At 34.1% G+C, this 14,191-nt stretch carries 12 protein-coding genes and 1 pseudogene; 9 read left to right on the top strand and 4 right to left on the bottom strand.

Annotation, left to right across the window (positions count from 1 at the left end):
• The first annotated feature begins 86 nt into the window (after positions 1–86).
• The 7 genes and pseudogenes from DMB68_RS01400 to DMB68_RS01370 all read left to right on the top strand — a co-directional run bounded on the left by DMB68_RS01400 (position 87) and on the right by DMB68_RS01370 (position 8,608).
• Positions 87–701, top strand: a complete 615-nt coding sequence (locus DMB68_RS01400) for an HD domain-containing protein (protein WP_110344894.1) — start codon at positions 87–89, stop codon at positions 699–701.
• Between the two features lie 265 nt (positions 702–966).
• Positions 967–1,986, top strand: a complete 1,020-nt coding sequence (locus tag DMB68_RS01395) for a helix-turn-helix transcriptional regulator (protein WP_110344893.1) — start codon at positions 967–969, stop codon at positions 1,984–1,986.
• A 230-nt stretch (positions 1,987–2,216) separates the two neighbouring features.
• Positions 2,217–2,702, top strand: a complete 486-nt coding sequence (locus DMB68_RS01390) for a MarR family winged helix-turn-helix transcriptional regulator (protein WP_110344892.1) — start codon at positions 2,217–2,219, stop codon at positions 2,700–2,702.
• A gap of 42 nt (positions 2,703–2,744) precedes the next feature.
• Entirely contained in the window at positions 2,745–5,135 is a 2,391-nt protein-coding gene (locus DMB68_RS01385; protein WP_110344891.1) for a 3-hydroxyacyl-CoA dehydrogenase/enoyl-CoA hydratase family protein, read from the top strand.
• Positions 5,136–5,213: 78 nt separating this feature from the next.
• Positions 5,214–6,395: a thiolase family protein gene (locus DMB68_RS01380; RefSeq protein ID WP_110344890.1), complete on the top strand. Its 1,182-nt coding sequence runs from the start codon at positions 5,214–5,216 to the stop codon at positions 6,393–6,395.
• 36 nt (positions 6,396–6,431) lie between these two features.
• Positions 6,432–6,767 (top strand): annotated as a pseudogene (locus DMB68_RS01375) (four helix bundle protein).
• Positions 6,768–6,817: 50 nt separating this feature from the next.
• Entirely contained in the window at positions 6,818–8,608 is a 1,791-nt protein-coding gene (locus tag DMB68_RS01370; RefSeq protein WP_110344889.1) for an acyl-CoA dehydrogenase family protein, read from the top strand.
• A gap of 93 nt (positions 8,609–8,701) precedes the next feature.
• Here the strand turns inward: DMB68_RS01370 and DMB68_RS01365 are convergent, their stop codons facing one another.
• On the bottom strand, positions 8,702–9,226 hold the full coding sequence (locus tag DMB68_RS01365) for a DUF4251 domain-containing protein (protein WP_110344888.1): 525 nt from the start codon (positions 9,224–9,226) through the stop codon (positions 8,702–8,704).
• 33 nt (positions 9,227–9,259) lie between these two features.
• On the bottom strand, positions 9,260–9,694 hold the full coding sequence (locus tag DMB68_RS01360) for an META domain-containing protein (protein ID WP_110344887.1): 435 nt from the start codon (positions 9,692–9,694) through the stop codon (positions 9,260–9,262).
• A 216-nt stretch (positions 9,695–9,910) separates the two neighbouring features.
• On the opposite strand from DMB68_RS01360, the gene DMB68_RS01355 reads away from it, so the two are divergent.
• Complete coding sequence (locus tag DMB68_RS01355) at positions 9,911–10,438, top strand: superoxide dismutase family protein (protein WP_110344886.1); 528 nt, start codon at positions 9,911–9,913, stop codon at positions 10,436–10,438.
• A gap of 107 nt (positions 10,439–10,545) precedes the next feature.
• Entirely contained in the window at positions 10,546–11,748 is a 1,203-nt protein-coding gene (locus DMB68_RS01350; RefSeq protein WP_110344885.1) for an LETM1-related biofilm-associated protein, read from the top strand.
• Positions 11,749–11,788: 40 nt separating this feature from the next.
• Here DMB68_RS01350 and can read toward each other — a convergent pair whose 3' ends face one another.
• Together can and DMB68_RS01340 are read right to left on the bottom strand one after the other, a co-directional pair.
• Complete coding sequence (can, locus tag DMB68_RS01345) at positions 11,789–12,424, bottom strand: carbonate dehydratase (protein WP_110344884.1); 636 nt, start codon at positions 12,422–12,424, stop codon at positions 11,789–11,791.
• A 92-nt stretch (positions 12,425–12,516) separates the two neighbouring features.
• A complete protein-coding gene (locus DMB68_RS01340) occupies positions 12,517–14,166 on the bottom strand; it encodes a SulP family inorganic anion transporter (protein ID WP_110344883.1) in 1,650 nt (549 codons plus the stop codon).
• Positions 14,167–14,191 lie beyond the last annotated feature (25 nt).

Below are 14,191 nucleotides of genomic sequence, written 5' to 3'. Positions count from 1 at the left end.
AATGATTAATAGTATTTCTGCGATCATCTTCTACGCAATTGTTTTACGCAGTAAAAAAAGAAATCTTATTTTTGAGAAAAAACATCATGAACCTTAAACATAAATATTCCGAACTGCTTTTGAATATTGGCTTTAGTGAAAAAGAGATTCAGCAAAACTGGGTTGATTTGGAAAAAATATATTCTAAAAAATCAAGGTATTATCATAATCTGACGCATTTAGAAGAAATGATTGACAGTTATGAAACGTATTTTGACAAATTGCAGTTTCCAAACGAAATATTATTCTCTATTTTCTATCATGATTATGTATATGTAAGTTCTAAAAAAGACAATGAACTCAAAAGTGCCGAATTAGCATTGTCTATTTTACCCGAAAACACAAACCTTAACAGACAATTGGTTTTTGACGCTATTTGTGCAACACAACTTCATTCGTACAATTCAATCGAAGATATCAACTGGTTAATTGATTTTGATTTGAAAATCCTGACGAAAGATTGGGAGGATTATAAAACCTATTTTGAACAGATCAGAAAAGAATATCGAATTTACCCTGATTTTCTTTATAAACCCGGGAGAGCAAAAGCTTTGAAGCATTTTCTGGAAAATGAATTTATTTTTCAAACCGATGATTTTAGGAATTTATATGAAGAAAAAGCCAGGAAAAATATTGAAAAGGAGATTTTACTGCTAACTTGAATTGATAAATTTATAATCTCTCAAGATGCTGAGAGACATTTTTTTTCTCGCAGATCTGGCAGATTTAGCAGATTTTAAATGTCTTTATCTGTGGATTAAATAGTCGATTAGTTATATAAAAAAGCAAGAACCAATATTGAAAATAAAATTTCTTTATTAACGTAAATGCGTGAGGGATGGGAACGGCATCCTTTTGTGGCGGGGTTCGCCACAAAAGATACAGTGCACAGCCCGACCCGGAGGGACACGCCCAAAAAACTATAATATGTCACAAAATAAAAACGCCTTAATTCGGTACAAAACCATTGATAAATGTCTGCAGAATAAATACAGACAATGGACTTTAGAAGATTTAATTGAATGCTGTTCACATGCATTGGAAGAATATGAAGGGAGACAAATTCCAATTAGTAAACGAACGATTCAGATGGATATTCAGATGATGCGGAGTGAAAAGTTGGGTTACAATGCGCCAATCGTAGTTTACGACAAAAAGTATTATAAATACGAAGACGAAGATTTTTCGATTACGGATATTCCTTTGACAGAAACGGATATGAATGTTTTGACCGAAACGGTATCAATGCTGAAACAGTTTAAAGATTTCTCTCTTTTTAATGATGTATCGGATATTTTACAGCGATTGGAAGATAAAATCTATGCCGAAAAGTCGCATACGAAACCCGTTATTTATCTGGATAAAAATGAAAATCTGAAAGGCTTGCATTATCTGGATGAGATTTATCAAGCGATTATTAAAAAGATGGTTTTGATCATTACTTATAAATCATTTAAATCGAGAGAGGAAACCAAATTTCATTTCCATCCTTTTATATTAAAGGAATTTAACAACCGCTGGTTTTTGGTGGGAAAGAAAAAAGGTTCCCAACCTATTACCAATCTCGCTTTGGACCGGATCATTTCGATTGATTATGATTTTAATCTTCCTTATCTGGAAGAAGATTTTGATGCCGAACTTTTTTACAAGAATGTGATTGGGGTAACGGTTAATTCGGGTTTGCAGCCCAGACGAATCGAACTTTGGATTGATGCTGAAAATGCGCCTTATGTATTGACAAAACCGCTACATCATACGCAAAGACTGATTCAGGAAAATGAAGACAAAAGTGTTATCGTTCATTTGTTCATTGCTCCCAATTATGAGATGGAGCGGCTATTATTAGGCTTTGGCTGCGGAATTGAAATCCTGAGACCGGAAAGTTTACGAAAGCGAATGAAAAATACGCTTCAAAAAGCATTACAAAAATACGAAGAACCAACTTAAGCCGGATTTCATTTATAGAATTAAGAATTTGAGCACGCTTTTTTAATACAATAATAATTTTTAGGGCTTCAAATTTGTTAAAACATAAAAAAAGAATAGTATATTTCAATTAAAAATTAACCTCAAACTCCTCTTATTCAGAGATTTTTTTTAAATAACCAAAAATTTATCTTAAAATAATATGCATGCATAGTATTTTTTGATTATATTTGAAATCGATATAGTTACTTATGAAAGATAAAACGATAGATTATATTTTACGAGCAACCTGGCAGGCTGTTTCCAGAATGTACAATGAAGAAGCTGCAAAGTACGATGCCACAATGGCAACCGGATTTGCACTTTTAAGTATTGACAAGGAAGAAGGAACACCATCGACAGCCTTGGGGCCAAGAATGGGAATGGAAGCTACAAGCCTTACAAGAACATTAAAATCTATGGAAGACAAAGGTTTGATTGTTCGCAAAAAAAATCCGACCGACGGAAGAGGTGTTTTAATCTACCTGACCGAATTTGGAAAAGAAAAAAGAGAATTATCTAAAAATACAGTTCTAAAATTTAATGAGACCGTTCGGAAACATGTTTCAGACGAAAAACTACAACATTTTATCGAAGTTTCGGAAATTATAAATGAACTCATTCACGATAAAAATATATTTAATCACCCGAGCGCCAGCGAACTGGCGAAGCAAACAGAAAATACGGAAAAAGAATAACCTTAAAAATTATTCAAATTCATATACAAACAAATAATACTTATGAAACGCACAATTAAAAAAGTTGCTGTAATTGGATCCGGAATAATGGGTTCAGGTATAGCTTGTCATTTTGCCAATATTGGTGTTGAAGTTTTACTGCTTGACATCGTGCCTCGCGAGTTGACAGAAGCTGAAGCTAAAAAAGGATTAACACTTGAAAGCAAAGCCGTTCGAAACCGTTTGGTAAATGACCATTTGGCGAACTCATTAAAATCGAAACCCTCTCCTATTTACAGTCAGAAATTTGCAAGCCGAATTACGACGGGAAATACGACAGATGACATGGCAAAAATTGCTAATGTTGACTGGATTATCGAAGTTGTAGTGGAACGTTTGGATATCAAGAAATTAGTATTCGAACAAATTGAAAAATTCCGTAAACCAGGAACTTTGGTTACTTCTAATACTTCTGGTATTCCAATTCATTTTATGAGTGAAGGAAGAAGCGAAGATTTTCAACAACACTTCTGCGGAACACACTTTTTTAACCCTGCGCGTTACTTAAAATTATTTGAAATTATTCCTGGTCCAAAAACTTCAAATGAAGTATTGGATTTCTTAAACGAATACGGATCTAAATTTTTAGGAAAAACTTCGGTTGTTGCTAAAGATACTCCGGCGTTTATTGGAAACAGAATTGGTATTTACGGAATCCAGAGTTTATTCCACTTGGTTAAAGAAATGGGATTAACAATTGAAGAAGTTGATAAATTGACTGGTCCGGTTATCGGTCGTCCAAAATCGGCTACTTTCCGTACGGTTGACGTTGTTGGTTTGGATACTTTGGTACACGTTGCCAACGGTATTTATGAAAACTGCCCAACTGATGAACAACACGAATTGTTCAAACTTCCTGATTTCATCAACAAAATGATGGAGAATAATTGGTTAGGAAGCAAAACAGGTCAAGGTTTTTATAAAAAAGTAGACAAAGACATTCTTTCTTTAGACTTAGATACATTAGAATACCGAGCTGCTAAAAAAGCAAGTTTTGCAACTCTTGAATTGACTAAAACTATCGATAAACCAATTGATCGTTTCAAAGTTTTAGTTAAAGGAAAAGACAAAGCGGGAGAATTTTACCGTAAGAGTTTCTCTGGAATGTTTGCTTATGTTTCAAACAGAATTCCTGAAATCTCAGACGAATTATATAAAATTGATGATGCAATGAAAGCCGGTTTTGGATGGGAAAATGGTCCATTCGAAATTTGGGATGCGATTGGTGTTGCCAACGGAATCGAAATTATGAAAGCGGAAGGTTTAGAACCAGCTGCGTGGGTAAACGAAATGTTAGCTTCCGGAAGCGAAAGTTTCTACTCTGTAAAAGAAGGAGCAACTTATTTCTATAACATTCCAACAAAATCACAAGCAAAAGTTCCTGGACAAGATTCATTCATTATCCTAAACAACATTCGCGAAAGCAAAAAAGTTTGGAGCAACAGTGGTGCAATCATTCAGGATTTAGGAGATGGAATTTTGAACTTAGAATTCCAATCTAAAATGAATACCATTGGTGGTGACGTTCTACAGGCTATCAATAAAGCAATCGACTTATCTGAAAAAGAATATCAAGGTTTAGTTATTGGTAATCAAGCAGCGAATTTCTCTGTTGGTGCTAATATCGGAATGATTTTCATGATGGCGGTTGAGCAGGAATACGACGAATTGAACATGGCAATTAAATTGTTCCAGGACACGATGATGCGCGTTCGTTATTCTTCTATTCCAGTTGTGGTTGCGCCTCACGGAATGACTTTTGGCGGTGGATGCGAAATGAGCTTACACGCGGATAAAGTGGTTGCTGCTGCAGAAACCTACATGGGATTAGTTGAGTTTGGTGTTGGTGTACTTCCTGGTGGTGGTGGATCTAAAGAAATGGCTTTGAGAGCTTCTGATTTGTTCCGCAAAAATGATGTGGAATTAAATGTTCTTCAAGAGTATTTCTTAACCATCGCTATGGCAAAAGTTTCGACTTCTGGTTACGAAGCTTTTGATACAGGACTTCTTCAACATGGAAAAGATGTTATTGTAGTAAACAAAGATCGTCAGATTGCTGAAGCTAAAAAACATGCTTTGTTATTAGCAGAAGCTGGTTATACACAACCTATCAGAAGAACAGATGTGAAAGTATTAGGAAAACAAGCTCTTGGAATGTTCTTAGTTGGAACAGATCAGATGCAAGCTGGAAAATACATTTCTGAGCACGATAAAAAAATCGCAAACAAACTGGCTTACGTAATGGCTGGTGGAGATTTATCTGAAGCTACTTTAGTATCGGAACAATATTTATTAGATATCGAACGTGAAGCATTTTTAAGTTTATGTACTGAACGTAAGACTTTAGAAAGAATTCAGTATATGTTAACTAAAGGAAAACCACTTCGCAACTAATTTTAAATTATAAATTATGAATTTTAAATGCTTTGGAATTAATTCAAAATTTAAAATTCAGAATTCAAAATAATAATTATGAAAACAGCATATATAGTAAAAGCATATAGAACAGCAGTTGGAAAAGCTCCAAAAGGTGTTTTTAGATTTAAAAGACCCGATGAATTAGCTGCAGAAACCATTCAGTTTATGATGGATGAACTGCCTGATTTTGACAAAAAACGTATCGATGACGTTATGGTAGGAAATGCCATGCCGGAAGCAGAACAAGGACTTAACGTTGGACGTTTAATCTCTCTTATGGGATTAAAAGTTGAAGATGTTCCTGGTGTAACGGTAAACCGTTACTGTGCATCTGGATTAGAAACTATCGGAATGGCAACTGCTAAAATTCAATCAGGAATGGCAGATTGTATCATCGCTGGTGGAGCTGAAAGTATGAGTTATATTCCGATGGGCGGTTACAAACCAACTCCGGATTATAAAGTTGCTGCTGCAGGTCACGAAGATTACTACTGGGGAATGGGTTTAACTGCTGAAGCGGTTGCCAATCAATATAAAATTTCAAGAGAAGATCAGGATGAGTTTGCTTACAACTCTCACATGAAAGCCTTGAAAGCACAGGCAGAAGGAAAATTCGACAAACAAATCGTTCCCATTACTGTTGAGCAGACTTTCATCAATGAAAATGGTAAAAAAGAAACTAAATCATACGTTGTAAAACAAGACGAAGGTCCAAGAGCCGGAACTTCTGTTGCTGCTTTAGCTGGACTGAAACCCGTTTTTGCTGCGGATGGTAGTGTTACAGCAGGTAACTCATCTCAAATGAGTGATGGCGCTGCTTTTGTTTTAATCATGAGTGAGGACATGGTTAAAGAATTGAATCTTGAGCCAATTGCCAGATTAGTAAATTTTGCTTCTTCTGGTGTTGAGCCAAGAATTATGGGTATCGGTCCGGTAAAAGCTATTCCGAAAGCATTGAAACAAGCAGGTTTAGAATTGAAAGATATTGACTTGGTAGAACTAAACGAAGCTTTCGCTTCTCAGTCTTTGGCTGTAATTCGCGAGTTAGGTTTAAATCCAGATATCGTAAACGTAAACGGTGGAGCCATAGCTTTAGGTCACCCCCTGGGATGTACAGGAGCTAAACTTTCTGTTCAGTTATTTGATGAGATGAAACGCAGAGGTAATAAGTACGGAATTGTTTCGATGTGTGTGGGGACTGGACAAGGAAGCGCGGGGATTTACGAGGTTCTTTAATTATTTTAAATTTTGAATTATAAATTTTAAATGCACATGAAAGAAAATATTATTGCTACAAAAACTTTTGATTTTGCTCTGTCAATAGTAAATCTTTTTGTTCAACTTAAAAAATAAAATGAATTCATAATTTCTAAACAAATTTTAAGATCTGCCACTAGCATTGGAGCAAATGTTGAAGAAGCAATTGCTGCTCAATCCAGAAAGGATTTTATTCACAAAATGTCTATCACTTCAAAAGAAGCAAGAGAAACAAAATATTGGTTACGATTATTAGATAAATCAAATTTAACCTCAATTGAGATTACTAATTATTTAATTGAAGTTGAACACATCATCAATATCATAACGAAAATTATTAAAACATCATAAGAAGTAAAATAATTTAAAATTTATAATTCAAAATTTAAAATAATAAAGTCATGAGCGACAAAACAAGAGGAGGTCAATTCCTAGTTAAAGAAACAAAGTGCGAGGATATCTTTACACCTGAAGATTTCTCAGAAGAGCAAGTAATGATGCGTGACTCTGTAAAGGAGTTTGTTGACAAAGAAATTTGGCCTAACAAAAATCGCTTCGAGAACAAAGATTACGCTTTTACAGAAGAAAGTATGCGTAAAGCAGGTGAATTGGGACTTTTAGGAGTTGCGGTTCCGGAAGAATACGGCGGATTAGGAATGGGATTTGTTTCTACCATGTTGGTTTGCGATTATATTTCTGGTGCTACAGGATCTTTCTCTACTGCTTTTGGTGCTCATACCGGAATTGGAACTATGCCAATTACACTTTATGGAACTGAGGAACAAAAGAAAAAATATGTTCCGAAATTAGCTTCTGGAGAATGGTTTGGTGCTTACTGTTTAACTGAGCCAGGAGCAGGATCTGATGCGAACTCAGGAAAAACAAAAGCTGTTTTATCTGAAGATGGAAAATACTACTCAATTACTGGTCAAAAAATGTGGATTTCGAATGCAGGTTTCTGCAGTTTATTCATCGTTTTTGCCCGTATTGGAGATGATAAAAACATTACAGGTTTCATCGTAGAAAACGATCCGTCTAACGGAATTTCTATGAATGAAGAAGAACATAAATTAGGAATCAGAGCTTCCTCTACTCGTCAGGTTTTTTTCAACGAAACAAAAGTTCCTGTTGAAAACATGTTGTCTGAAAGAGGAAACGGTTTTAAAATTGCAATGAATGCTTTAAATGTTGGTCGTATTAAATTGGCAGCTGCTTGTCTTGATGCTCAAAGAAGAGTTACTACAGGAGCTGTAAAATATGCGAACGAAAGAATTCAGTTCAATACTTCTATTTCATCTTTTGGAGCTATTCGTTCTAAATTAGCTGAAATGGCAACTAGCGCTTACGCTGGAGAAAGTGCTTCTTACCGTGCTGCAAAAGACATTGAAGACAGAATCGCTGCTCGTGAAGCAGAAGGAACAAGTCATCAGGAATCAGAATTAAAAGGTGTCGAAGAATACGCTATTGAATGTTCAATATTGAAGGTAGCGGTTTCTGAAGATGTTCAAAACTGTGCTGATGAAGGAATTCAGATTTTTGGCGGAATGGGATTCTCTGAAGACACTCCAATGGAAAGTGCATGGAGAGATGCCCGTATCGCTCGTATTTACGAAGGAACAAACGAGATCAACAGAATGCTTTCTGTAGGTATGCTGATCAAAAAAGCAATGAAAGGTCACGTTGATTTATTAGGTCCTGCAATGAAAGTTCAGGAAGAATTAATGGGAATTCCTTCTTTTGATACTCCGGATTTCTCTGAATTATTTGCAGAAGAAAAAGGAATCGTTGCTAACCTGAAAAAAGTTTTCTTAATGGTTGCAGGAAGTGCTGTTCAAAAATACGGACCGGATTTAGATTCTCACCAACAATTATTAATGGCTGCTTCTGATATCTTAATCGAAATCTACATGGCTGAAAGTACTATTCTTAGAACTGAAAAATTAGCGAAGAAAGAAGGTGAAGATAAAGCACAAGAGCAAATTGCTATGGCAAAATTATACTTATATAAAGCAGTAGATATCGTAAACTCAAGAGGAAAAGAAGGAATCGCTTCTTTCGCTGAAGGTGACGAACAACGTATGATGTTAATGGGATTAAAACGTTTTACAAAATACACCAATCTGCCAAACGTAGTAGCGCTAAGAGAAAAAATCGCAGAAAAATTAGTTGCAGAAAATTCATACTGCTTCTAATTCAAAAATAGTTTTTTAGCTTTTAATTTGTTAAAGCCGCATTTGTCCCGAAACAAATGCGGCTTTTATTTTTTTTTACCAAAACTACTAACTCTACTTTTTAACTTCCTCAGGTTTTGGCGCCTCAATTTCCCCATCATAAGAAATCGATGCCCTGTTATTACTATTGACTGAAAGAGATGCTCCTCCATTAAAAAAAACAGTAAAGAAAAGATTGTAAACATCATCTTTCCCTTTTACAACTGCTTTTATAGTATAAGATTTTTTGTCTTTTTTAATCTGTATATCCTCAGGAATACCTTCAAATTTAATTCCTCCGTCGCCTCCTCCATAAGGAACTCTAAACGCACGGCCAAAAAAAGGCAAATCACTTATTGTTTTGGTTTCATTGAATTTTAAGAAATAACCATTAAAATCTAAGTTGAGAATTCTTCCACCTTGCGGAATAACTTTTTGCACTTCAAAAACAAAATTTTTAGAATCAATTAAAGTTTGTATTTCTTTCTGTTTTTGTAATTCTCTTTCCGCTTTCAGTTGTTTCTTATTTTTATCCTGTGCCAAAATTGTACAACTTAAAAAGCATGATATCATTACTAAAATGAGGAATTTACTTTTCATGGAATAAATATTAATTACTGTAAAAAAGAAAAATTATTTTTTATTGAAACGCATAGTCTCAATATCTCCTGAAATAAGATTTAGCGTTTTACCATCATCAGAAATAGTATAAGAAGTTACTTTTGATAATGTATTCATAAAAACCTGTTCACCCTGACCATCTAAACACATCATTTTTGTTGACACCATAGGACCTGTAAAGTCAATTTTGTTTTCTTTCACCTCAAGTTTGCCTGTATAAGAATTACAACTATTGTTTCCGGAAACCACATTTTCTTTTGTATTGAAATTTATATTGGGCTTTTTATTTGGATACAAACCCTCAAATGCGATTCTTGGACCGGTAATGTAAGTGAGTTCCCATGCTCCTTCAAGCTTAGAAACTGCATCCTTTTTTTTACATTTGAAAACATTACAGGAAGTTAACAGGAAACTAAATAAAATAAGTATAAAAATATTCTTAATCATAATCTTAAAATTTTAAATATTAATGAATTAGAAACAAAGGAAGAAGCTTTTTTTTCATTAAAAACCTATACGAATTTACATAATATTTTTGAGTTTTGTATTTAAAGTGAATCAAATCACAACCAATAGTTTTAGATTTTTTTAACGTAAATCCTTAAACAATATCGTCTGTTTTATGTTAAATTTACTTAATCAATAATTTAAAAAGCCTGACATATGAAAAAAATAATTGCTTCCTTCGCTATAATTACTGCCTTAATAATTGGTTGTAAGACCAGTACAAAATCAAACGATGCTAAAACTTTAACCATAAATTTAGAACCAAAAAGCAATAGTACCGTTACGGGAACTGCTACTTTTACAGAAAAAAATGGCAAAGTAACTTTTACAGCAAAAATAGCAGGTTTACAGCCGGGAGTTCATGCTATCCACATTCATGAAAAATCAGATTGTACTGCTGCTGACGGAAGTTCTGCTGGCGGACACTGGAACCCAACTTTCAAAAAACATGGTAAATGGGGAGTTGGCGAATATCATAAAGGTGATATTGGAAATTTCACTGCTGATGCTAAAGGAAACGGAACTATCACTTTGACTACAGACGAATGGGCCATTGGCGGTGATGACGAAACAAAAAACATCTTAGGAAAAGGATTGATTGTTCATCAGGGAGCTGATGATTTTACAACACAACCAACCGGAAATGCAGGTGGTCGCGTAGCCTGTGCAGGAATCATTAAATAATAAAACTTAATAACCACTATTTTTCACAAAATCTAGTGGTTATTTCATTTAAAAATTAATCTTAGCACAAGAAAAAGATATAGCTTTGTATCCTCAAACTAAAGTTAATGATTAACCCATCGGCACCAGGCTGGATAGATAAGTTTTTTAGCGAACAAAAGTTTTCAGAAGCTATTCCTTTTGAAACTACGGATTCCTTTTACTATAAAGTCAGAGAAACTGGTTTTATTTACGGTCATATCATTTCTATTGATTCTAAAATTCCAATCCATATAAAAGGCTGGTTCAAGACCGAGATTTCAAAAATTGCCTTACTCAACACTTTGTATCATGTATTTTGTTTGGAAAAAAGAAATTCTGAACCCCATAACTTTATTTCCGAAGTTCTAAAATTCTATAACGAAATGAATCCAGAAGGGTTTAATTTGTTTAAAATTTTACTTCCAAAAGACACACCTTCATTATCGTTAGAAAATATAATTGATCAGAGAGTACAAACTAATGACAGCATTATTAGTAAAAACTTTTCTCATCTCGTAACGAATGCCTTGTTATTTATAGATGTTCTGGCTTTTAGACAATATTTAGAACATGGTGCAATTCCGGAAAAATATCTCAAGCGAATTGAAGAAACTGTTTTAGGAATTGTTGGACTTGCGTTAAAAACAAAAACTGTCAAATCACAGCATGACGACTTATTAATTAAACTTTTTGAAGCTTCAATACGCTATTCTAAATTTTCAAAAGTTACTGTTGATACTTTAGAAACTTTACCACTCAGCCATTTTAGCAATAAATTGGAGCAGTATTATTTAATCGACATGGCGGGAATGGCTTTATGGAGTGATGGTGTTGTCGAAAATGAAGAAGCTTATTTTTTATATTCGTTAGGCTCCATGATGGAGGTTTCGGATGAATTTGTAACAAATAGTATCGAAACGACTCATACATTTATAACCACTCATAAAAACAAAATTCCTTATTTCAATTATTCAAATCCGGTAAAACACTTTTATGATCAGATGACACATTCGGTCGTAAAATTGATTATTAGAAACAAAAACAGACTGGTTAAGGAAATTGTTCAGAGTAAAGAATTAATGATTCTTCTGGCTTATTCTACAACCAGGGATTTAGATGCAAAAGAAAAGAAAAAAGTAAAAAAACAGCTTTTAGACATCTGTAAAACAATTCCGTCACTGACGATCTTTTTACTTCCCGGCGGAAGTTTATTACTGCCGATTTTAATAAAGTTTATTCCAACAATGCTACCATCTGCTTTTAATGAAAATCTGGATGAAAACGAATAAAAAAAATCGCTCTTTTCAGAGCGATTTTTTTTATGTTTGATTAAAGATCTAATTGATAAACCTGATCCAGTTCCTCATTTGAACTTATTGTTACATTCAAATCGGTTACAAAACCTGAATTTAATCCGTAAACCCAACCGTGAAGCATTAAGTCCTGGCCACTTTTCCAGGCTCCCTGAACGATTGAAGTCTTAGCAAGGTTATAAACCTGTTCTTTAGCATTGATTTCAACAAAAGCATTAAAACGTGCCTCTTCGTCTTCAATTGAATTTAGATATTTATCATGCAAACGGTATTCATCCTTAATATGACGAAGCCAGTTATCGATAATACCTACAGATTGGTTACCCATTGCAGCTTTTACACCACCACATCCGTAATGTCCACAAACAATAACATGTTTTATTTTTAACACGTTTACTGCATAATCTAAAACACTAAGCATATTCATATCTGAATGTACTACCATGTTGGCAATATTTCTGTGTACAAAAACCTCTCCCGGTTTTGCTCCAATAATTTCATTTGCAGGAACACGGCTGTCAGAACATCCAATCCATAATACCGGAGGAGACTGTCCTTTTGCCAAATCAGCAAAATAATTTGGATCTTTTGCCAATGATGTTTCAACCCAAACTTTATTGTTTTCTAATAATTGCTTATAAAATTCTCTCATTTTTCTATTTTTTGAATGGTATTTCTATGTAAAGTTACCTAAAATTTGATAGTTCCCATGTCATAGAAATACTTTAATTAATTTATTTTGTTTTAAAATTTTTCTTTTGCTGATTCATTTTTCACTAACACTCTCTTTGCTACATCATAATAATGTTCGATGGAAACATGATTATTATTATCCGGAGTATTTTCTAATTCATAAGCTTCTTTAAAACCTTTCAATTTTACTTTGATATTTTCATCAATTGCACGTGTTTCTTTAAATTCTCTAATTAAATCCAACACATCATGTGCAATATATTCTGTATCATGTGCATTGATGATAACTTTAGAGTTTTCAGGAATTTCGCTTAATGTTTGCTTGATGGCAGCTTTATTTAAAAATGATACTTCCTGAGCTAAATCGATGTGGATAATATCTCCATCTTCGTATTCTTCTTTTTTGAAGATGTACGCTCTTTTTAAGTTTCCTCTCAAAACAAAAATGATACTAATTATAATTCCTAACGCAACACCTTTCAGCAAATCTGTAGCAACAACAAAGACTAATGTTGCTATAAAAGGTACAAATTGGTATTTTCCCTTTTCCCAGAAATGCATGAAAGTTGCCGGTTTTGCTAATTTATATCCCACCAAAATTAAAACAGTTGCTAAAGTTGCCAATGGAATCTTGTTTAAAATTGCCGGAATTGACAAAACACTGATTAACAAAAGAACACCGTGAATAATAGATGACATTTTAGATTTTGCTCCTGCATTATTATTTGCAGATGATCTCACAACAACAGATGTCATTGGTAATCCTCCTAAAAGTGAGCTGATCATGTTACCAATACCCTGAGCTCTCAATTCAACATTTGTATCGGTATAACGCTTTTGCACATCCATTCTGTCAGAAGCCTCAATACACAACAATGTTTCTATAGAAGCTACAATAGCAATTGTTATACCCACAACCCAAACCTGAGGATTTGTAACTGCACCAAAATTTGGCGTAATAATAATAGATTTAAAGTCATCAAAAGATTTTGGGACGGGCAACGAAACTAAATGTTCCTTTGCGATGGCTAGTGAACTTCCTGTCGTTGTAAAGAATTCATTTAATAAAACTCCCAGAATAACTGCTACCAAAGCGCCCGGCACTAATTTTAATCTCTTTAAAAACGGAACTTTATCCCACGAAATTAAAACTACGAGTGAAATTAATGATATAACTACAGCACCTAAGTGAATGTGATTCACAACATCAAAAAGAAAAGAAAATGAATTACTTCCATCATTTTGGATAAAAGCCTGATCCCCTTCGAAATCCGCATCATAGCCAAATGCATGCGGTATTTGTTTTAGGATAATGATGATACCAATACCCGCTAACATTCCTTCAATAACATTTGTTGGAAAATAATTTGAAATACTTCCGGCTTTTAAAAATCCCAATGCTAATTGAATTAATCCAGCAATAAAAACAGACATTAAAAATACATCGAAGGCACCAAAATCAGTGATCGCTGTTAAAATAATAGCTGTCAAACCAGCTGCAGGACCAGATACACTAATATGAGACTGACTTAAAGAACCTATCACAATACCTCCAATAACACCTGCGATAATTCCAGAAAATAACGGTGCTCCGGAAGCCATTGCAATACCTAAACACAATGGAAGAGCCACCAAGAAAACCACTAAACCTGAAGCAAAATCAGATTTAAGGTTTGCAAAAAGATTAATTTTTTTTGACATAATACAATACTAAAAAATTGATACA

This window comes from Flavobacterium hydrophilum, assembly GCF_003202405.1.
Taxonomy (GTDB): domain Bacteria; phylum Bacteroidota; class Bacteroidia; order Flavobacteriales; family Flavobacteriaceae; genus Flavobacterium; species Flavobacterium hydrophilum.
Note: the sequence above shows the minus strand (reverse complement) of the source record. Positions and strands in the feature narration are given on the sequence as shown.

Excerpts from the sequence above, each read along its gene's own strand:
- DMB68_RS01400 (WP_110344894.1), top strand. The coding sequence starts at position 87 with ATGAACCTTAAACATAAATATTCCGAACTGCTTTTGAATATTGGCTTT.
- DMB68_RS01395 (WP_110344893.1), top strand. The coding sequence starts at position 967 with ATGTCACAAAATAAAAACGCCTTAATTCGGTACAAAACCATTGATAAA.
- DMB68_RS01390 (WP_110344892.1), top strand. The coding sequence starts at position 2,217 with ATGAAAGATAAAACGATAGATTATATTTTACGAGCAACCTGGCAGGCT.
- DMB68_RS01385 (WP_110344891.1), top strand. The coding sequence starts at position 2,745 with ATGAAACGCACAATTAAAAAAGTTGCTGTAATTGGATCCGGAATAATG.
- DMB68_RS01380 (WP_110344890.1), top strand. The coding sequence starts at position 5,214 with ATGAAAACAGCATATATAGTAAAAGCATATAGAACAGCAGTTGGAAAA.
- DMB68_RS01370 (WP_110344889.1), top strand. The coding sequence starts at position 6,818 with ATGAGCGACAAAACAAGAGGAGGTCAATTCCTAGTTAAAGAAACAAAG.
- DMB68_RS01365 (WP_110344888.1), bottom strand. The coding sequence starts at position 9,226 with ATGAAAAGTAAATTCCTCATTTTAGTAATGATATCATGCTTTTTAAGT.
- DMB68_RS01360 (WP_110344887.1), bottom strand. The coding sequence starts at position 9,694 with ATGATTAAGAATATTTTTATACTTATTTTATTTAGTTTCCTGTTAACT.
- DMB68_RS01355 (WP_110344886.1), top strand. The coding sequence starts at position 9,911 with ATGAAAAAAATAATTGCTTCCTTCGCTATAATTACTGCCTTAATAATT.
- DMB68_RS01350 (WP_110344885.1), top strand. The coding sequence starts at position 10,546 with ATGATTAACCCATCGGCACCAGGCTGGATAGATAAGTTTTTTAGCGAA.
- can (WP_110344884.1), bottom strand. The coding sequence starts at position 12,424 with ATGAGAGAATTTTATAAGCAATTATTAGAAAACAATAAAGTTTGGGTT.
- DMB68_RS01340 (WP_110344883.1), bottom strand. The coding sequence starts at position 14,166 with ATGTCAAAAAAAATTAATCTTTTTGCAAACCTTAAATCTGATTTTGCT.